This window comes from Kribbella sp. NPDC055110 (assembly GCF_053607525.1).
This window is the reverse complement of sequence record NZ_JBSGTS010000034.1, coordinates 39,603-57,626: the sequence shown is the minus strand read 5'-3', so window position 1 is coordinate 57,626 and position 18,024 is coordinate 39,603. Positions and strand designations below refer to the sequence as shown.

The following is an 18,024-nucleotide window of genomic DNA, read 5'->3' as shown; positions in this document are numbered from 1 at the left end:
CCACACCGGTTTGGGGAGGCCCGAGCGCCGCGAATTCCTGGGCGTGCGTCGAACCCCGCCGAACTTATGGCACGAACTTCCGACTCGGGACACTACAGCTTGCCCACCTAGACGTCAGCTGGACTGGGCTAGTGGGCGTAGGTGGTGAGGAAGCGGTCGCGGAAGGTGTCCATCGGCCAGACCGGGGCGCCGGCGGCCGGTCGCAGCCCGGTTCGCCAGCCCCAGGCCGCTAGCCGATCCGTCACAGCTGGGTCGGCGGCGATGATGCTGATCGGTACGTCGTGGCTCGCGCCGTTGCCCGACACGATGCTGGCCGGCTGATGGTCGCCGAGGACGACGAGCACCAGGTTGCGGTCGTGGAGCTGCTGTACGAACGAGGTCAGGGCGTCAAGCGAGTACGCGATGGACTGCGCGTACGCCGCCTTCACCCGGTCCGGCTGCCGCCATACGTCTTCCGGTGAGTCGCCCTCGGCCGGCATCGGGTCGAAGACGGAGCCGTCACCCACCTGGCTCCAGTCGACCAGCCGGGGGAGCGGTGCCCAGGGCGTGTGGCTGGAAACCAGGTCGACCTCGGCCATGACGGGAGCGCGGTTCGGCTTGTCCAACTCCAGCCGCTGGAGCGCGGCCAGGGTGTACTGGTCTGGCATCGAGGCATAGCTGAACGACGGCCCGACGTACCCCACGTTCCGGCGGTCGTAGACCTTGTCGTAGTGGTAGTACGTCTTCGCCACTGACCAGTCCTCGTCGTTGGACGGTACGTCGGCGATTGTCCGCCAGCCCGCGCGCCCGAACGCGTCGGTGAGAGTGAGCCGGTCGAGGGTGATGAGGTGGTCGTACCGCTGCTGGTTGTTCACCCAGAGCCCGGACTGCAGGGTGGAGTGCGCCAGCCAGCTGATACCGCCGAACGTCGGCGAGGTGAGGAAGCCGCTGCGCGAGGAGAAGCCTGCCTGCTGCAGCCGCCGGTCCCCGGCCCCGAGCGCCGACCCGACGACAGGCGAGTCGAGCGCCGTTCGTCCGTAGCTCTCGACGAAGACCAGGAGCACGTCCTTGCCTCTCAGCCCGGTCAGCAAGTCGTTGCCCGGGGTGTTGCGGAACGGGTCCTGCTTGAGCGCGCTTTCGAACTCCCGCTGGTCGCGGACGTCCTCACCGACCTGCGTGGCGAGCCGGACTGCGGAGGCCGAGGCGAGCTGTCGAACGGGCCAGGCGCCGGCCAACGTGGGCACGATAGAGATCACGGCCAGGACGGCAACGATCCGCATTGTCGGCCGCCGATGTCTCGCCACGAGCCGGGTCACCCGCACTGCCGAAAACGGCAGCAGAGCAAGCAGGGCCAGACAGAGGACTCCGGCTCCGATGAAGACTGCGAGGGCGCCGACGCGGCCGATCGAGTCGCCGAGCAGGCTCAGCGCGGAGCCGACGTACGCCGCGTCGTACACGGGATGGAAGGCGCGGTCGAAGGCGAAGTAGAAGCCCCTGTCGAGCAGCCGCAGAATCAGCAGCACCCCGACGAGGAGACCGCCGATCAGTGCGAGGATCCGCGCAATTCTCGACGGCAGTACGCAGGCGAGTATGACGAACACCAGGCCTTCGAGCGGGATCCGGAGGAAGGCGGCCGGCGACAGGTTGCCGGTGTGGTCCGGTACGACGAGCGCAGCCCAGAGCACGAGCACCGCGAGCGCCGACGTCACGGCGGCGCGGGTGCCGGGCGGACTTCCGGCCTGGCGCCACAGCCCCCAGCTGTGACGGCCGAACGACTCGGCCAGCAGTCCCATGGCGATCAGCACCAGCACCGTGGTCACCGCATCGGGCAGGATGCCGGTCGCAGCGACAGTCAGGGTGATGCCCTGGATCGCGGCGACCACCTTGGCCCAGTAGCGAGGCGGGAGTGAACCGCGCAACCACGGCAACGCCCAACTGGCGGCCACGAACAGATAGCGGGCCGCACCGATCGCAAGCACCCACCAGCCCACAGAAGGTGCGACGTACACGCACAGGACCATGATCAGGAACGCGTCGACCTCCATGTCGAAGCGCGCTCCGAACGCCGAAACGGTGCCGGTACGCCGGGCAACCTTCCCGTCCACCCCGTCGAGGACCAGCCCGATCGTCGCGAGGGCCACGACGATCGCCACCGGCGCCCGGCCGCCGAACGAGTCGGCCGTGAGCGCCGCGACCCCGCAGGCGAGGACCGCGCGGGTCAGTGTCACTCTGTCCGCGGGCCCCAGCCCGTCACGACCGTGATGCACCATCGCACGGGCGAGCAGCGCGGCGAGGCCGGCTCCGGAGGCAACGCCGATCGCCCAGCCGGCCACGTCGAGGCCGGTGACCGCTGCAAGTACGCCGAGGAGCACGAGCAGACCAGCGAAGCCGGCGAGCGGGCCGGTCAGGACGCGGCGGCGTACTCGACCCTGAACCAGACGCACAATGCCTCCGTAGCTACGGGTACGAGAGTGATACGAGAACAGCGTCGCACCGGTTCATCCGGCCGGGAGAAGGAGACTGAGGTGCCGATAGAACCACGCGCGTTCTGGATCTGCGAACCCGGCGAGCGGTCGTTGTGAGGCAGGTGCACTTCCTGCTCCCGGATGGGATCGACGATCCGCGGCGGCCGAGCGGTGGCAACGTCTACGACCGCCGGATCTGTGACGGACTCACGGCACTCGGCTGGTCGGTCCACGAGTACGCCGTGGCCGGCCAGTGGCCCCTTCCCGACGCGGCGGCCCGCTCGGCCGCGGGCGCGGCGCTGGCCCGGGTCCCGAACGGCGAACTGGTGTTGGTCGATGGCCTGCTGGCGTCCGTGCTCCCCGAGGTGCTGGAGCCTGAGGCCGACCGCCTACGGCTCGTCGTACTCCTGCACATGCCGCGGGACGAGGCGCGCGAGGTCGCCGCGCTGTCGGCGGCATCCGCGATCGTGGCCACGAGCGACTGGACCCGGCAGTGGCTGCTCGACCACTACTCGCTGCCCGAGAATCGCATGTACGTCGTGCGCCCGGGCGTCGACGTTGCCGACCTGGCATCGGGTTCGGTGTCCGGCGGGCGGTTGCTCTGTGTCGGAGCGCTCACCCCGACCAAGGGTCCCGACCTCCTGCTCGAGGCGCTGGCCATGGTGGACGATCCGGCCTGGCGGTGCGTTTTCGTCGGCTCAATGGACCTCGATGTGGAGTTCGTCGATGGACTGCAGCGGCAGGCCAAGGACCTGGGCCTGGCCGACCGGGTGTGCTTCACCGGCCCGCTCGCGGGCGCCGAACTCGAGCGCGCCTACGCACAGGCGGACGCCTTGGTACTGGCGTCCCGGGCCGAGACCTACGGCATGGTCGTCACCGAGGCGCTCGCCCGCGGGCTGCCGGTCGTGGCCAGGAACGTCGGCGGCGTACCGGAGGCTCTTGGCCAAGCCTGCGACGGGAGCCGACCGGGCCTGCTGGTCGCGCCGGGCGACCCACAGGCTCTCGCACAGGCGCTGCGCCGATGGCTGGGTGACCCCTTCGAGCGCGTGCGGTTGCGCGTGGCGGCCGAATCCCGGCGCCTGACGCTGTCCGACTGGTTACAGACCGCACGCGAGCTGTCGGACGTGCTGTCGGACGTCGCCGGATGAACCAGTGGCAGCCGGCAGCCGTGTTGTTGGTACGAACTACGAGATCGGAACCGTCATCAGCCGAAGCATCTGGACCTGGGCGCGCGTCGTGGGCGGCGCCGCGATCCTCGCCGTTCTCGTGTGGCGAGTAGGCACGGGCCCGTTGGTGGACGGGCTCCGGCTGACGACCGGTTGGCCGCTTGCCGCCGCGGTCGCGATCACCTCGCTGACCACGTTGTGCTGTGCCTGGCGGTGGAGGCTCATCGCCGGCGGGCTCGGCGTCGAGATGCCGCTGAGGACCGCGGTGGCCGCGTACTACCGGTCCCAGTTCCTCAACGCCACACTGCCCGGTGGGGTGGTCGGCGACGTACACCGCGCCGTACGTCACGGGCGCGAGGCCGGCGACCTGGGCCGTAGCCTGCGAGCCGTCGCGTGGGAGCGGACGTCGGGATTTGCAGTACAGATCGTGCTGACGGTGGGCGTACTGCTCCTGCTGTCCTGGCCCGCCTTTGCTCCTGCGGCCGCTGTCGGGGTCGCGGTCGTCGCTGGCGTGGTCGCCGTACTCCTTCATCTGAAAGGACGTCGCCTCTCCTCGCGGATCGGACGCGCCTTCACCAGCGACCTCCGCGATGCGGTCCTCGCGCCGCGGGCCTGGCCGGGCATCCTGCTCGCCTCCACCGTCGCCGTACTCGGCCACGCTGCCGTCTTCCTGATCGCAGTACGAGTAACCGGCGCGGACGTGTCGCCGGCCCGGCTGCTGCCGCTGGCACTCGTCGTCCTGACGGCCTCGGCGGTGCCGACGAACATCGCAGGCTGGGGCCCACGCGAGGGCGCGGCCGCCTGGGCGTTCAGCTCGCTCGGCCTGGGCGCAGCGCTCGGCGTCACCGTCGCGGTCGTCTACGGCCTGCTCGCCCTGGTCGCAACGCTGCCCGGAGCCGTCGTCCTGCTGGTTGCGCGCCAAAACGCCAAGATGCCCCTGAACTCTTAAGAGTCCAGGGGCATCGCGGTGGATCAGGCGTCAGCCGGGAACGGCACGCCGGTGTTGCTGTGGCACCGGTAGCCGTTGGGGTTCTTGAACAGGTACTGCTGGTGGTAGCCCTCGGCGTAGTAGAACGTGGTGGCGGGGGCTATTTCGGTGGTGATGTCGTCGTAGCCGAGGGGCTTGATGACGGGGGCGTAGAGGTCGCGGGTGCGTTCGGCCTCGGCGCGCTGAGCGTCGGTGGTGTAGTAGACGGCCGAGCGGTACTGGGAGCCGAGGTCGTTGCCCTGGCGCATGCCCTGGGTCGGGTCGTGGGTCTCCCAGAAGACCTTCAGCAGGTCGGTGAAGGTGGTCTTGGTCGGGTCGTACACGACCCGGACGGCCTCCGCGTGACCGGTACGCCCGGTGCAGACTTCCTCGTACGACGGGTTCGGGCTGTAACCGCCCGCGTACCCGACGGCCGTGGTGTACACGCCCGGCTGCTGCCAGAAGATCTCCTCGGTGCCCCAGAAGCATCCGGTGCCGAACCAGACCTCCTCGAAGCCCTCGGGCGCGGCAGCGGTCTGCGGCGTGTGCAGGACGATGTTCTCGTCCGGTACGGCGAAGCCGGGGGTGGGCCGGCCGGGCAGTGCGGCCTGCGGCTCGACCATGGCGGTGTTGCGGCTGAAGAACGACATTCTCACGCCTCTCGCAGTGTGACTCTCATAGTCCCTCAACGCCCCCGGTCAGGCGAACCTTCCCCACACCCCTTACGGCACGATGACGTGCGAACCGCCACGCCATCACAATTGCGCGCTCCGGGCGGCTCCCAGCGGGCGCGCGGCAGACGGAGCCAATTGTGATGGCCTGGGCGTTCGCATTAGCGGGCGATGCGGTGGAGGTGCGGACTTGAGCCACTCACTAACAGCCGCATCGGGCCGCTCGAACGCGGCGCCTGAGCGCGAGCCGGTCCGGCCTCGGGAGGTTGGTGAGTGGCGGACGTCCGCCCTACGCGATCATCACCCCAGTCCGCCGAGTGAGAGCGCCGGCTGTGGTCAGGGACGCGTACGACGCGGCGAGGCGGGTGACCCCCTCGCGTAGCGAGTCGACGTCCAGCGTGAACGGGAGGCGGATGAACGACTCGAGGCCGCCGTCGGGGGAGAACCGGGACCCGGCGACGAGGAGCGCGCCGTTGCGTTGGGCGACGCCGACGAGGCTGGAGCCGACCGGTTCGGGCAGCTCGCACCACAGCGACAGCCCGCCCGACGGCAGCCGGAACTTCCACGAGGGAAGCTCCTCGGACACAGCGGCCGCCAGCGCATCTCGCCGCTCCGCCAGTGACGCCCGGCGCTCCGGCAGCAAAGTGGAGCGGCGCCGCAGAAGGTCCGCGACGACCAGCTGCTCCAGCACCGGTGCACCTAGGTCCATCGACGCCCGCGCGTCCAGTACGCGCGCGACCAGCGCCTCCGGCAACCGCATCCACCCGATCCGCAACCCGCCCCAGAACGACTTGCTCACCGACCCGACCGTGATCACCCCGTCCGGGTCGTACGACGCGAACGGCGGCGGCATCTCCTGCCCGTCCAGCGACAGCTCGAACAGCGTCTCGTCCACGATCGCCGTCGTCCGTGACCGCGCGAACGCCCGCGCTAGCCGCTGCCGATCCGCCGCGGACATCAGGAAACCGGTCGGATTCTGGAAGTCCACCACCATCCACGCCGCCCGCGGCGCCGTCTGCCGAATCGTTGCCTCCAGCAAGGGCAGGTCCCAGCCGCCGGGCGACATCGGTACGGCGACCACGCGGCAACCGCTGCGCCGGATCGCGTCCACCGAGTTCGGGTGCGTCGGACTCTCGGTGAGGACGCGGTCGCCGATCTGCGTGATCGCCCGTACCGCGATCGACGTCGCGGCGAGCGCTCCGGCGGTGACGATGATCTGATCCGCCGTCGTCGGCAACCCGCGTTCGCAGTACGCCGCCGCGATCTCGGAACGCAGTACCGGCAGGCCCTGCGGGTGGTACCCGGGCGTGGCGAGGTGCATCGGCAGCTCACCGGCCGCCGACGCCACCGCCGTACTGATCCCGGGCACCGCGGCCGGCGCCGCGCAGGTGAAATCGAACAGCCCGTCCGTGTCGATGCCCGGCGCGTGGTGCCGCCCGAGCTCCGGCTCGACCTTCGACGGCAGCGCGGTGACGCTCCCCGAACCACGCCGGCTCGTCAGGTAGCCACTGTCACGCAACGCGCGATAGGCGGACGCCACCGTCGTACGGCTGACCCCCAGCGCCTCGGTCAGTTCGCGCTCGCTCGGCAGCCGCGACCCGGGCATGATCCGCCCGTCCGCGATCAGCAGCCGGAGCCGCTCGGCCAGGACCCGGTACGCCGGACCGGTCCCGTCGGCCCACTCGCCGAGCAGGCCGCTTAACGTGCTGGCGGGAAGATAACGGGCTCGCATGCAGTCCACTATCCCGCAACTGGCTATCGAATGCCAGGCCACTTACCCCGGATACTCGATCTCGTGACCGCCACCTCCGATGCCCCGCCGCGTCAGCTCGCGCCCCTCAACCCGATCCAGCAACTGAAGGCAGGCCACCTCCCGCGCCGCCTGGTGCAGCTGTACGTCGGCCTGACCCTGTACGGCGCCTCGATGGGCCTAATGATCCAGGGCAACCTCGGCCTCGACCCGTGGGACGTGTTCCACTCCGGCATCACCAAGCACCTCCCGCTCAGCTTCGGGGTCGTGGTGATCGCGGTCAGCTTCGTCGTACTGCTCGCCTGGATCCCGCTGCGCCAGTGGCCCGGCCTCGGCACGATCAGCAACGCGATCGTCATCGGCCTGGTCGCCGACCTGACGCTGGCGACGGTCGACCGCCCGGACGCGCTCTGGCTGCGGATCGTGTTCATGCTGTCCGGTGTCGTCCTCAACGCAGTGGCCGGTGCCCTCTACATCGGCGCGCAGTTCGGGCCCGGTGCCCGCGACGGCCTGATGACCGGCCTGGTACGCCGTACCGGTCTGAGCGTCCGCCTCGTCCGGACCTCCCTCGAGCTGACCGTCCTCGCGACGGGCTTCCTGCTCGGCGGCTCGATCGGCGTCGGGACCGTCGTCTACGCGCTCTCGATCGGCCCGCTCGTCCACGTCCTGCTGCCGATCTTCACCGTCCGCCTGAAGCGCGAGTAGCCACGATGTGGCGAGCCGGAGAGTAGGAGCAATGCATCGTGGCGGTCGTTCCCGATCAGGAACTGATCAAGCAACTGCTGGACAAGATGGAGCTCAAGTCAGCAGACCGGCTCCACTTCACGCTCCTCCGTGGCTGATCGGGCGGGTGAGGGTGAGAAAGTGGTGACGTGCAGCGCTCGACCAGTTCCCGGGACACCGAGGCGGAGATCCATCGCGCCGCGGTCGACCTGTTCTCGACCCAGGGGTACGACAAGACCAGCCTGCGCGAGATCGCCGAGCAGGTCGGGATCACCAAGGCGTCGGTGTACTACCACTACTCGTCGAAGCAACAGCTCCTGCGCGCGATCGTCGGCACGTTCCTCGACGACCTGTTCGAGGTACTGCGGCTCACCGAGACGCTGGAGTGGTCGTCGGAGAACGAGCAGCAGGCGCTCGGGGCGTACGTCGACGTGATCATCGCGCACCGGGCGACCGGTCCGACACTGCTCCGCGACATCGCCGCCGTACTCGCCGCCTTCGGAGACGACCTCGACGAGCTGATCGCCCGGAGCCGGCGGTTCCAGCTGTGGCAGGCCGGGCCGAATCCGACGGCTGCCGATCGGGTGCGTGCCGCTGCCGCGGTGGAGACGGTCGGGGCGGCGATGTCCGCCGAGCTCGATCTCTCGGTCAGCGACGCGGAGATCCGAGCGGTGCTGCTGGACGCTGCGACCGCGGTTCTTGCTCGCCGCGGGACCCCGGTGGGCGAGTGAGCGGGTACCGGTTCACGGCGCCGCTGTGGCAGTACCCGGGCGAAGGCAGCTGGTACTTCGTCACGGTGCCGGAGGATGTCAGCGACGAGATCACGGACCTGACCGAGGGGCGCCGGAAGGGCTTCGGGTCGGTGCGGGTCACGGTGACGGTCGGCGCCAGTACCTGGCAGACGTCCGTGTTCCCGACGAAAACCGGCACGTACGTCCTCCCCGTCAAGAAGCCGGTCCGAACCGCGGAGAACCTCACCGAAGGCACTCCAGTAGAAACACAGCTGACGCTGACCGACTTCTGACAACCCTTGTGGTGAAGTGCCTCCGGTGGACCTACGACGCGGCGGTGTCCCGTGTCACCTTTCCGAGGCAGGCCCGCGGACCGTGGGCGACTGCCGGCCCGGCATCTGGTGGTCCGGCCTGGCGCCCTGGTCCGACGTGGCGCCCTGGCCCGACTGGTGCAGTGGCGCGGCGGACGCACGCGGCGGCGCGCTGGCGCGACCGGTCATCGACGTCGCGTCGGCGTTCAGGTTCTGCGCGACCCCTTCGCTCGAGGTGCTGACGGTTGCGTTGCCGGACATCGAATCGGCGCGGACGATCCTGGGCCCGTTCGCGGCCGGATCGACAACGTGGATCCGGGCGTTGCCGGACATGGAGCCCACGCGCGCTGTCCCGCCGGCGAACTGGTCGACCGAAACGCTCCCGCTCTGTGTCTTCGCCCGCACCTCGCCCTCGGCGCGGCCGACCGACACGTCCCCGCTCTGTGCCCTCGCGTCGAGGTCCTGGACCCGGCCGACGGACACGTCTCCGGACTGGGTCTCAGCAGTGACGGTCCTCGCGGCGTCCACGTTCACGTCTCCGGACTGGGTCTTTGCGTCGACAGTGTCGAGGCCGCTCGCCTCGATGTCGGCGCTCTGGGTCCGTGCGCTGAGCGCGCTGCCCGGTGGCACGACGGCGGTGATCTCGATCGGCGACGGCGGCGTCACGCCGGCACCGTTGCCGTTGATCTGTACGCCGTTGACGCTGATCGGACCGTTGTAACCGGAGATCTGGATGCCATTGCCGGTGGTGATCACTCCGCCGCTGATTTGGCCGATCGACATCCGGCCATTGGCACCGGTGATGGTCATCCCGCCGTTCGACGGGCCGGCGACGTTCGCCGACAGCACGCCTTCGCGGTTCTGCGTCAGCGTCGCGCGGTTCACGGCCTCGGCCGAGGGGCCGTCGGTGTCGGTGGTCGAGATCACCATCGTGGCCTGTGTGCAGTTGGGGTCGACCCGAACCGAGACCTTGCCGGCCGATCGCAGTAGTGCGGCATCGATGGTGACGGGCCCGGCTGCGTCTGCCACGAGTTCCCGACGGGTCGAGGGCGTGCTCCTCGGGTTCTCCCCGGACGCGGACTCTTGCGGTTGCTGCGCGTCGGCCGCAGCCTCCCGGGGATCGGCACCACGCGGCGGCTGTCCGTTGACACCAGGCCCCTGCGGGTTGACGCCAGGCTGTTGGGGGCCGGGCAGTTGCTGGTTGGTGTTTGTTTGCTGGGGGTCGACGGTTGGTTCTGGGGTGGTTGCCGGGTCCTGCGTGTTGGCTGCGGGGGCGTCCAGTTCGTTGGCGGACTGACGCTCCTGTTGCGCCTCGGCGTCAAGGACGGACGCGCCCTGGGTTGCGGACGACTTCGTCCAGCGCTCGGCGGCAGGTACCGCCTGCGGCTCTGCACCCTCGACCACCGGGCCGCCCTGCGTCGCCTGTGGCTCTCCGCCCTCACCGAGCTCAGGTCCGTTTTTGTTCTCCCCGACCTCGGCCGCGCCCACCGCCGGCCGCTCACCGCTCTCAGCCTGCTGACCCTCAGCCCGAGCCTCGCCAACCTCAGCCTCACCACCGACCTCGGCCTCGCCCGCGGCCCGAGGCTCGTTGCCTTCGCCGAGCTCGGCTTCACCAGCGGCCCGGGGCTCGGCGGCCTGGGCCTCGCCCTCTGTGCGGGCTTCGCCGAGCTCGGCCTCGCCTTCGGCGCGGCGTTCGTCTGGTTGCTGGTCGCCTGTCTCCAGCTGGTTGGCGCCTTCACGTTGCTGAGTGGGCTCCAAGGCCGGGTTCGCGGCGTTTTCCTGCTGGAGTTGCTGGACGCGCGCCTCGAGCAGTTGGCGCATCTCCGCCTGGAGGCGGTTGTTCTCCTCCATCAGCGTGAGTGTCTGCTGCTGGGCCTGCAGGATCGCCTGCTGCAGCGTCGCGATCCGCTGGGTCATCTGTTCGGACTGCTGCGGCGACGGCGCCTGCCGGACCGCGTCCCGGGACTGGATGCCCGGCGCCTGCCGCCCGGCTCCGTTCTCGTTCTGCCGCCCTGCTGCGTTCTGGTTCTGCTGCCCGGGCACGTTCTGGAACCGGCCTTCGGGCCGGAACACCTGATCCATCCGGCTCGACGCCAGCGCCGCGAGGTCCGCGCGGTTGATCTCCGACCGGCCGATCTCCCATCGGACCTGCGGATCCGTGCGTTTGACGTCCCGCGCCGCCTGCGTGAACGCGGCTTTGAGCGCCTTCGTCCCCCGTCGCCTGTCCTGCCAGCGCGAGTACCCGTTGGCGATCCGGCGCAGCGGGTTCCGCGTCTGGCCGGGAGCGGGGTTGGTACGGGCGGCCGCTTCCGCACCGAGTCGCTGCGAGATGTCGCCGTACCGGTCCGGGCGGAACTGGGCGTCGACGTGCAGACTCGCCAGTTGCTGCAGATCGGCGCGGGTCATGTTCGAGCGGCCGATCGCCTCGCGGACGGCCGGGTCCATCCGCTTCACGTCGCGGGCTGCCTGCGCGTACGCCGCCTTCAGCGTCTTCGTGCCCCGCCGGGTCGTGCTCCAGCGCGAGACCCGCTCACGGACACCGCGCGGGTTCTCCGGGTAGGACTCGCTCACGCCCGCACCTCGCTCCGCGCGGCTCCGGCAGCTCGCATTGTTCGCTCGCTCACGGGGGTCTCCTAGTCGATGTACACGGCGTAGTTGACCCCGACAGACGTCGTCAGCGGGTCCTTGCTGGGCTTTGTGCTGTAGAGGTGGATCTGGGCGCCCGGACGCAGCCAGACGGCCAGATGCCGGCGGCCGGTCCCGGCACCGGGCTCCCACTCGTCGGCGAACGTCGGACTGCCCTCGTCACCGACGTAGTCGGGCTGTCCCCAGTGCCTGGTCGCGAGCGCGAGGTGGTCCGGCCAGTGCGCGTCCAGCCCGGACTCGGCTGCGGCGATGTCGTCCGGACCGATCTCGTACGCCGACCAGCCGCTGTCCGGGCAGTCCGGGAACGCCAGACCGTCGAACACGATCATCGTGGTGCCGCGACGCGTGGTGAAGCCCCACGAGACCATGTCGGCGCCGATCGCCTCGCCGGCCTGCAGCGGCCACGGCTGCCAGGACGTCTGGCCCATCACCCGGTGCACCAGGGCGCGCACGACCTCCGGCCCGGCCTCGTCGCCGTCCGGACCCGCGATGACGGCCCAGTCCGGAATCTCGGCGAGATCCGCCATCGCCAGGTCGTCCTGGTCGAGCGGCCTGTCCTGCGTCTTCATCCGGCCCCGTCGTCCTTTCATACCCGATTCCCTGACCGCGACTCTTGATGACCCGATAGATAACTCCCTGTGCGCAACCGTAGGCGGCGCAATGGGTCATTCGCCAGCCGGTACGACGCGCCTGTGGACAACTCGGATCCATAGGATCGTCTCAGCACCGGAGGTCGTGCGAGGCCCGAGTAGACCAGGCCGTACGCTGGTCCGGTGAACAAGGAACACCACTACGGCTTCGAAACGCTCGCCATCCACGCCGGGAACGAGCCTGACCCGACGACCGGCGCGGTCGTGCCGCCGATCTACGCGACCAGCACCTACAAGCAGGACGGCGTCGGCGGGCTGCGCAACGGATACGAGTACTCCCGCTCGGCGAATCCGACCCGGACGGCGCTGGAGGAGTGTCTGGCCGCGATCGAGGCCGGCACCCGCGGTTTCGCCTTCGCCAGCGGTCTGGCCGCGGAGGACACCCTGATCCGCTCGCTGTGCGTGCCGGGTGACCACGTGGTGTTCCCTGACGACGCGTACGGCGGCACGTTCCGCCTGTTCGCCCGCGTTCTCGGCACCTGGGGTGTCGAGATGACGCCCGCGGCGGTCACCCACCCGGAGGCGATCCGGGCCGCGATCCAGCCGGGGAAGACGAAGGTCGTCTGGCTGGAGACCCCGACCAACCCGCTGCTGAACGTCGCGGACATCGCCATCGTGGCCCAGATCGCACACGACGCCGGCGCCCTGCTCGTCGTCGACAACACGTTCGCCTCGCCGTACCTGCAGCAGCCGCTGGAGCTCGGCGCGGACGTAGTCGTGCACTCGACAACGAAGTACATGGGTGGGCACTCCGACGTGGTCGGTGGCGCGCTGATCGTGCGGGACGCCGAGCTGGCGGAGACGATCGCCTTCCACCAGAACGCCATCGGCGCGGTCGCCGGGCCGTTCGACTCGTGGCTGGTACTGCGCGGCATCAAGACGCTCGGCGTCCGGATGGACCGGCACAGCGACAACGCGGAGAAGGTCGTCGAGTTCCTGCAGCGGCACCAGTCGGTCAGCCAGGTGCTGTACCCGGGCGTCGACGGGCACCCGGGCCACGAGACCGCCGCCAAGCAGATGAAGCGGTTCGGTGGGATCGTCAGCTTCCGGGTCTCCGGCGGCGAGGCGCAGGCGCTGGACATCTGCAACAAGGCCGAGGTCTTCATCCTCGGCGAGTCCCTCGGTGGCGTCGAGTCCCTGATCGAGCACCCCGGCAAGATGACGCACGCCTCGGTCGCCGGTACGCCGCTGGAGGTCCCCGCGGACCTGATCCGCCTGAGCGTCGGCATCGAGACGATCGACGACCTCCTGCAGGACCTCGACCACGCCCTCTCCTAACAACCGCCCACGCCACCCCCGCCAATTGGCTGGTTGACCCAGCAAATGTGTGCGGCGGGGTGGCTGGGAGTTGAGGGTGGGTGGCTGCGGATGGAGAGGTTGGGTGGGTGTGAGCCTGGTGGTGGCGGTCGACTTCGGGTCGACGTTCACTAAGGCGGTTGCGGTGGATTCCGGCTCGGGCGAGCTTGTGGCCCGGGCCGAGCACCGTACGACGATCGACACCGACGTCATGCACGGGTGGCAGGCCTGTCGCGTCGTACTCGAAGCGGCCGACCGTGGCGTGCGGAACGCCGAGGTACTGGCCTGTTCGAGTGCGGGCGGTGGTCTGCGGATCGGTGTCGTGGGCAACGAAGAGCTCGTGACCGCTGAGGCGGGCAAGCGGGTGGCGTTGTCCAGCGGCGGTCGCGTCGTGGCGGTCGTCAGCGGTGGGCTGAACGCGACGAGTCAGAAGGAGCTGCGCAAGGACCGCCCGGACGTCGTCCTGTTGCTCGGCGGCACCGACGGCGGCAACTCGGCCGTACTGCTGAAGGCCGCCGCGACACTCGCGAAGTACAAGTGGTGGAAACCGGTCGTTGTCGCAGGCAACATCGAAGCGCAGACGGAAATCGCGGAAACACTGACCGCGGCGGACGTGCCGCATGTACTGGCGGAAAACGTCGTACCCGAGATCGGTGTGTTCGCGCCGGACAGTGCCCGCGCCGCGATCCGCGAGATGTTCCTCGAGCACGTGATCGGCGGGAAGAACCTGTCGCGTGACCCGTCCTTCGCGCGCATGATCCGCGCCGCGACGCCGGACGTCGTACTGCGGGGTGTCGAGGTGCTCGCCGCGTTGCACGGTGACGTGGCGGTCGTGGACATCGGCGGCGCCACCACCGACGTACATTCGGTGATCGAGCTCGACCCCGAGGACGCGAACCTCGGACGCGAGGTGGTGGCGCCGCATCCCGTGACCCGGACTGTCGAAGGCGATCTCGGGATGCGCTGGAGCGCCGTACCGGTCGTTGCCGCCGGCACCGAGGCCGGTCTGATCGCGGACGTGGACGAGTTGCACGCGGCGGCCGAACGCCGGCGGGCGGACCCGTCGTACCTTCCGGACAGTGGGCATGAGGCGTCGTACGACGAGACGCTGGCGAGCGTTGCCGCGACGGTCGCGCTGCGCCGGCACGCGGGGCGGCAGCGGATCGTGTTCGGGCCGGGTGGACGGGTGATCGAGCGCTCCGGGAAGGATCTGCGCGAGGTCGATCTGCTGGTCGGGTCCGGGGGAGTGCTGCGGCACAATCCGCCGGAGGTCGCGGCGCGGATCCTCGGTTCGATCGGGACGAACGCGCAGGAGGAGGGGTGGCTCGTCCCGCAGCACGCTGAGGTGTGCGTCGACGCGGACTACGTTCTCGCTGCGGTCGGCCTGCTCGCGGACGATGCCCCCAAGGCTGCGGAGGGCCTGGCTGCCCACATTCATGGAACAGGCCTGGCCGGGCACTAGTCTCGTCAACACATCAGCTTGCGGAGGTGGGATGAGCGAGTCGGGGCGGGACGGGACCGGGGAGCACGACCAGCCGAGTCCGGTGGCGGACAACAACGTGCCTGAGCAATCCAGCAAGCCAGCAGCCGACCCACCAGTCGACGCGGTAGCCGCGCCGGCAGTTGACGTGGTCGAGGCGCCGGCGGCTGCCCGGTCGACGAAGGTGGATCACGGTGTGACGCCGGCGATGGAGATCGCCAGTGCGTGGGCGTGGCGGTTCCTGGTGATCGTCGCGGCCGTCGGGGTGATCGGCTACGGGATGCGGTACCTGTCCGAGGTCGTCGTACCGGTGACTGTCGGCGTACTCCTCACCGCGCTCCTGATCCCCGTCACCAACGGCCTGCAGAAGCTCCGCCTGCCGCGGGGGCCCGCGGCAGGCATCACCGTGATCGCGACGCTCGGGGTGATCGCCGGCCTGCTGACGCTGGTCGGCACGCAGATCGCCGGGCAGTTCGAGGACTTGTCCAACCAGGTCGGCGAAGGCGTGCAGAAGCTGCGCGACCTGGCCCGGATCAACTTCGGCCTCACCGACGCGGACATCACCAGCCTCTTCAAGCAGTTGCAGAAGCAGGTCACGTCCGGCGGCGCGCTCGGTCAGCAGGCGGCAGCGGTCGGTACGACGGCGACGCACCTGGTGGCCGGGTTGTTCATCTCGCTGTTCTGCCTGTTCTTCTTCCTGTACCAGGGCGAGCAGATCTGGTCGTGGGTGGTCCGGCTGTTCCCGCGCCGGGCCCGCGTCAAGGCCGACTCGTCGGGCCGGAAGGCGTGGATCTCGCTGACGGCGTTCGTCCGCGCCACGGTGGTCGTCGCCGCGGTCGACGCGATCGGGATTTCGCTGGGCGCCGCGATCCTCGGCCTGCCGCTGGTGAGCGCGATCGGGATCCTGGTGTTCGTCGGCTCGTTCATCCCGGTCGTCGGCGCCCTGATCAGCGGCGCGGTCGCGGTTCTCGTCGCGCTGGTTGCCAAGGGCCCCATCATCGCGATCGTGATGCTCGCGGTCGTGATCGGCGTACAGCAGCTGGAGGCGCACGTCCTGCAGCCGTTCCTGCTCGGCCGCGCTGTCAGCGTGCACCCGCTGGCGATCATCCTCTCGATCGCCACCGGCGTGGTCGTCGCCGGCATCGTCGGCGCGCTGGTCGCGGTCCCGACCGCGGCCGTCCTGAACGCCATCGTGAACCACCTGGCCGGCCACGACGTGGATCCAGAACCCCCAAGACCCCTCCCCAGACCTCTCCCCAGACGCCGCCCCCACCCAACCCCCACCGACTAGCCGCTCCAACGGTGCAGGGTTAGCGTCAGACACCCTCCATCCATCGCAGACGAGCAGACTCAGCTACCCCGCTCGCCCTTGGCCCGCTCCTGATTCAACGCCTGTCCCCTGCGCCCGGAGGCGCCGGCCGAGCCTGCAGCCTGAACCTCCGCGGGCATCGCCTGTCCGGAGTTCATCAAGCCCACCGACTTGTCGATGTCCGGATTGGCTTCGCGGGTCCGGATCTGGTTCGCCCAGGCGCCCATCCGCTCCTTCAGCCCGGCCGTCTGCACCGGGTCGAGGCCGTACTCCGCGTACTGCGCGTCCGGGATCCGCCGGGCGTCGTCGAGCAGGCTGGCGAACATGGGCCGGTCCAGCGGCGAGGCCTCCCGGGCGTCGGCCAGCTGGAGCAGGTGGTCGGTGGAGTACCCGGCCTGCATGGCGGCGTCCACGTCCACGAAGTCCTTGGCCTCACCGCGGGTCTAGATCGAGCCGACCTTGGAGCCGACCGCGTCCTCGACGGAGATCACCGGACCGACCTCGGACTCGACCGGAGGCTTGCTACGGAAGTCCTTGCCGAAGTCGATCTGGGCCTTCTCGTCGCCCATCGCGACCTCGATGCGGGCGTGGTGCGGGCCCTGGCGAACGATCTCCGTGCTGTAGCCCTGCTCCTCGAACGCCTGCCGGGCATCGCCGGCCGTCTCGCCTACATCCTGGTTCATCTGGTTGGTGAACAGGTCGACGTCGTCGGACTCGCGGCGTCCGATGCCGTGGCGGGAGAGGGCGTTGCCGCCGGCGAGCGCGAAACCCTTGTCGCGGACTGCGTCCAGGGCGATGCGGGTGGCGCGTTCGTGCTCTGGCTTCATCCTCGGGTTCCGTCACCGGCGGCCAGCTGCGGGAACGCCTGGTTCCAGAGCTGTGCGCACCGGCGGGGGAGCCGGAGCCGCGACCAGAGGGCCACCAGTACGTCACGGTTGAGGTACTGGGTCAGGTCGTCCTGGGTCGACGCCTCGCTGATCACCTTGTTGTACAGGGCGGTCGCTTCGTCGATGTTCGCCAGGTCGTACGAACTGTTCGGTCCCCAGTCGAGCCGCGTGGGCAGGTCGATGACGCCTGCGGTCGGCCCCCGGAGCAGGTCCAGTGACTCGGGCACGATGTACGGGATCATCGACGCGTAGGTGTCGCCGGGCTGCGCCTCGTGCTTGTTACTCATGAGCCTATCGTTCCAGACGGCCCGTCCATCCGGCCGTCGGTGAGCGTCGCGGCCCATTCGCTCGCCGTACGCCGGATGCGCGAGATCTGCTCGGGATGTGCGCCGTACCGGGCGAAGCCGGAGTCCGGGAGCCGGGCTCCGGCTCGTAACTGGCCGGCGAACATCTGGCGGTCCAGCGGGTTCGCCTCGCGATGGTCGGCGAGCTCGAGCAGGGTGTCCCGGTCGTACCTGCCACTGTCCAGGACGAACTGGACGTCGATGAAGTCGCGAGGCTCCAGCCGGGAGTACACGGCGCCGACCTTGCTGCCGATCGCGTCGGCCTCGGACAGCACCGCGCCGATCTCCATGGTGACTGGTGGTTGCTGCCGATGATCCACCCCCAGATCGGCCTTGACGGTCGACTCGACCACGAGCCGGGCGAACAGCGGCGCCCGCCGTACGACCTCGGTGTGGAGCCCGGCGGAGCGGTAGGCGGCGACCAGGAGGTCGACGGCCTCGGCGAAATGGCCGGGGTCGAGGTCGTTCGTGAAGAGGTCGATGTCGTCGGACTCGCGGTCCCCGAAGCCGTGGGCCTGGAGCGCGTAGCCGCCGGCCAGGACGAAGCCGTACGGGGCCAGGGCTCGCAGGCCGAGGGTGGCCATCCGGGTCTGCAGCGGGTTCATGGGGTCAGTCTGCCGGGTGCGAAACGGAAGACACCGCCGAGCGG

The 18,024-nt window shown here is 69.7% G+C and carries 17 protein-coding genes; 8 read left to right on the top strand and 9 right to left on the bottom strand.

Going from position 1 to position 18,024, the window contains the following annotated elements; genetic code table 11:
- Positions 1–128: 128 nt before the first annotated feature.
- Positions 129–2,423 (bottom strand): CDP-alcohol phosphatidyltransferase family protein, encoded by a 2,295-nt coding sequence (locus ACWF0M_RS34475; RefSeq protein ID WP_452239938.1) that lies wholly within the window; start codon positions 2,421–2,423, stop codon positions 129–131.
- Positions 2,424–2,557: 134 nt separating this feature from the next.
- On the opposite strand from ACWF0M_RS34475, the gene ACWF0M_RS34470 reads away from it, so the two are divergent.
- Both ACWF0M_RS34470 and ACWF0M_RS34465 read left to right on the top strand, forming a co-directional pair.
- Complete coding sequence (locus ACWF0M_RS34470; protein WP_452239937.1) at positions 2,558–3,592, top strand: glycosyltransferase family 4 protein; 1,035 nt, start codon at positions 2,558–2,560, stop codon at positions 3,590–3,592.
- Positions 3,593–3,596: 4 nt separating this feature from the next.
- On the top strand, positions 3,597–4,559 hold the full coding sequence (locus ACWF0M_RS34465; RefSeq protein ID WP_452239936.1) for a lysylphosphatidylglycerol synthase transmembrane domain-containing protein: 963 nt from the start codon (positions 3,597–3,599) through the stop codon (positions 4,557–4,559).
- Between the two features lie 23 nt (positions 4,560–4,582).
- On the opposite strand, the gene msrA is transcribed toward ACWF0M_RS34465, so the two are convergent.
- Together msrA and yczR are read right to left on the bottom strand one after the other, a co-directional pair.
- Entirely contained in the window at positions 4,583–5,227 is a 645-nt protein-coding gene (gene msrA / locus ACWF0M_RS34460) for a peptide-methionine (S)-S-oxide reductase MsrA (protein ID WP_452239935.1), read from the bottom strand.
- A 310-nt stretch (positions 5,228–5,537) separates the two neighbouring features.
- The gene (gene yczR, locus ACWF0M_RS34455; RefSeq protein WP_452239934.1) at positions 5,538–6,980 is read right to left on the bottom strand and encodes a MocR-like transcription factor YczR; all 1,443 of its coding nucleotides are present in this window, start codon (positions 6,978–6,980) and stop codon (positions 5,538–5,540) included.
- 63 nt (positions 6,981–7,043) lie between these two features.
- Here yczR and yczE point away from each other — a divergent pair, with 63 nt between their 5' ends.
- The 3 genes from yczE (at position 7,044) to ACWF0M_RS34440 (ending at position 8,745) form a co-directional block, all read left to right on the top strand.
- On the top strand, positions 7,044–7,703 hold the full coding sequence (gene yczE, locus ACWF0M_RS34450; protein WP_452239933.1) for a membrane protein YczE: 660 nt from the start codon (positions 7,044–7,046) through the stop codon (positions 7,701–7,703).
- Between the two features lie 167 nt (positions 7,704–7,870).
- A complete protein-coding gene (locus ACWF0M_RS34445; protein WP_452239932.1) occupies positions 7,871–8,452 on the top strand; it encodes a TetR/AcrR family transcriptional regulator in 582 nt (193 codons plus the stop codon).
- Positions 8,449–8,745, top strand: a complete 297-nt coding sequence (locus tag ACWF0M_RS34440) for a DUF1905 domain-containing protein (protein ID WP_452239931.1) — start codon at positions 8,449–8,451, stop codon at positions 8,743–8,745. Before ACWF0M_RS34445 ends, ACWF0M_RS34440 begins: the two co-directional genes overlap by 4 nt.
- A gap of 54 nt (positions 8,746–8,799) precedes the next feature.
- On the opposite strand, the gene ACWF0M_RS34435 is transcribed toward ACWF0M_RS34440, so the two are convergent.
- Both ACWF0M_RS34435 and ACWF0M_RS34430 read right to left on the bottom strand, forming a co-directional pair.
- Positions 8,800–11,334, bottom strand: coding sequence for a DUF4097 family beta strand repeat-containing protein (locus ACWF0M_RS34435; protein ID WP_452239930.1), 2,535 nt, complete (start codon positions 11,332–11,334; stop codon positions 8,800–8,802).
- A gap of 62 nt (positions 11,335–11,396) precedes the next feature.
- Positions 11,397–11,999 (bottom strand): hypothetical protein, encoded by a 603-nt coding sequence (locus tag ACWF0M_RS34430; RefSeq protein WP_452239929.1) that lies wholly within the window; start codon positions 11,997–11,999, stop codon positions 11,397–11,399.
- Between the two features lie 183 nt (positions 12,000–12,182).
- Here ACWF0M_RS34430 and ACWF0M_RS34425 point away from each other — a divergent pair, with 183 nt between their 5' ends.
- The 3 genes from ACWF0M_RS34425 to ACWF0M_RS34415 all read left to right on the top strand — a co-directional run bounded on the left by ACWF0M_RS34425 (position 12,183) and on the right by ACWF0M_RS34415 (position 16,126).
- Complete coding sequence (locus ACWF0M_RS34425; RefSeq protein ID WP_452239928.1) at positions 12,183–13,337, top strand: cystathionine gamma-synthase; 1,155 nt, start codon at positions 12,183–12,185, stop codon at positions 13,335–13,337.
- A 103-nt stretch (positions 13,338–13,440) separates the two neighbouring features.
- The gene (locus ACWF0M_RS34420; protein WP_452239927.1) at positions 13,441–14,817 is read left to right on the top strand and encodes a glutamate mutase L; all 1,377 of its coding nucleotides are present in this window, start codon (positions 13,441–13,443) and stop codon (positions 14,815–14,817) included.
- A 31-nt stretch (positions 14,818–14,848) separates the two neighbouring features.
- On the top strand, positions 14,849–16,126 hold the full coding sequence (locus ACWF0M_RS34415; protein ID WP_452239926.1) for an AI-2E family transporter: 1,278 nt from the start codon (positions 14,849–14,851) through the stop codon (positions 16,124–16,126).
- A gap of 59 nt (positions 16,127–16,185) precedes the next feature.
- Here the strand turns inward: ACWF0M_RS34415 and ACWF0M_RS34410 are convergent, their stop codons facing one another.
- From ACWF0M_RS34410 to ACWF0M_RS34395, 4 genes are read right to left on the bottom strand one after another with little or no spacing between them, the layout of a single operon-like run.
- Positions 16,186–16,557 (bottom strand): hypothetical protein, encoded by a 372-nt coding sequence (locus ACWF0M_RS34410; RefSeq protein WP_452239925.1) that lies wholly within the window; start codon positions 16,555–16,557, stop codon positions 16,186–16,188.
- Between the two features lie 30 nt (positions 16,558–16,587).
- The gene (locus ACWF0M_RS34405; RefSeq protein ID WP_452239924.1) at positions 16,588–16,971 is read right to left on the bottom strand and encodes a nucleotidyl transferase AbiEii/AbiGii toxin family protein; all 384 of its coding nucleotides are present in this window, start codon (positions 16,969–16,971) and stop codon (positions 16,588–16,590) included.
- Positions 16,968–17,318 (bottom strand): hypothetical protein, encoded by a 351-nt coding sequence (locus ACWF0M_RS34400; protein ID WP_452239923.1) that lies wholly within the window; start codon positions 17,316–17,318, stop codon positions 16,968–16,970. Before ACWF0M_RS34400 ends, ACWF0M_RS34405 begins: the two co-directional genes overlap by 4 nt.
- On the bottom strand, positions 17,315–17,980 hold the full coding sequence (locus tag ACWF0M_RS34395) for a nucleotidyl transferase AbiEii/AbiGii toxin family protein (RefSeq protein WP_452239922.1): 666 nt from the start codon (positions 17,978–17,980) through the stop codon (positions 17,315–17,317). The genes ACWF0M_RS34400 and ACWF0M_RS34395 overlap by 4 nt, the downstream gene beginning before the upstream one ends.
- Positions 17,981–18,024: the final 44 nt, after the last annotated feature.

Bases quoted from the DNA above. Each gene is read 5' to 3' on its own strand.
- msrA (WP_452239935.1), bottom strand. From the start codon at position 5,227: ATGTCGTTCTTCAGCCGCAACACCGCCATGGTCGAGCCGCAGGCCGCA.
- yczR (WP_452239934.1), bottom strand. From the start codon at position 6,980: ATGCGAGCCCGTTATCTTCCCGCCAGCACGTTAAGCGGCCTGCTCGGC.
- ACWF0M_RS34430 (WP_452239929.1), bottom strand. From the start codon at position 11,999: ATGAAAGGACGACGGGGCCGGATGAAGACGCAGGACAGGCCGCTCGAC.
- ACWF0M_RS34415 (WP_452239926.1), top strand. From the start codon at position 14,849: ATGAGCGAGTCGGGGCGGGACGGGACCGGGGAGCACGACCAGCCGAGT.
- ACWF0M_RS34405 (WP_452239924.1), bottom strand. From the start codon at position 16,971: ATGAAGCCAGAGCACGAACGCGCCACCCGCATCGCCCTGGACGCAGTC.
- ACWF0M_RS34400 (WP_452239923.1), bottom strand. From the start codon at position 17,318: ATGAGTAACAAGCACGAGGCGCAGCCCGGCGACACCTACGCGTCGATG.
- ACWF0M_RS34395 (WP_452239922.1), bottom strand. From the start codon at position 17,980: ATGAACCCGCTGCAGACCCGGATGGCCACCCTCGGCCTGCGAGCCCTG.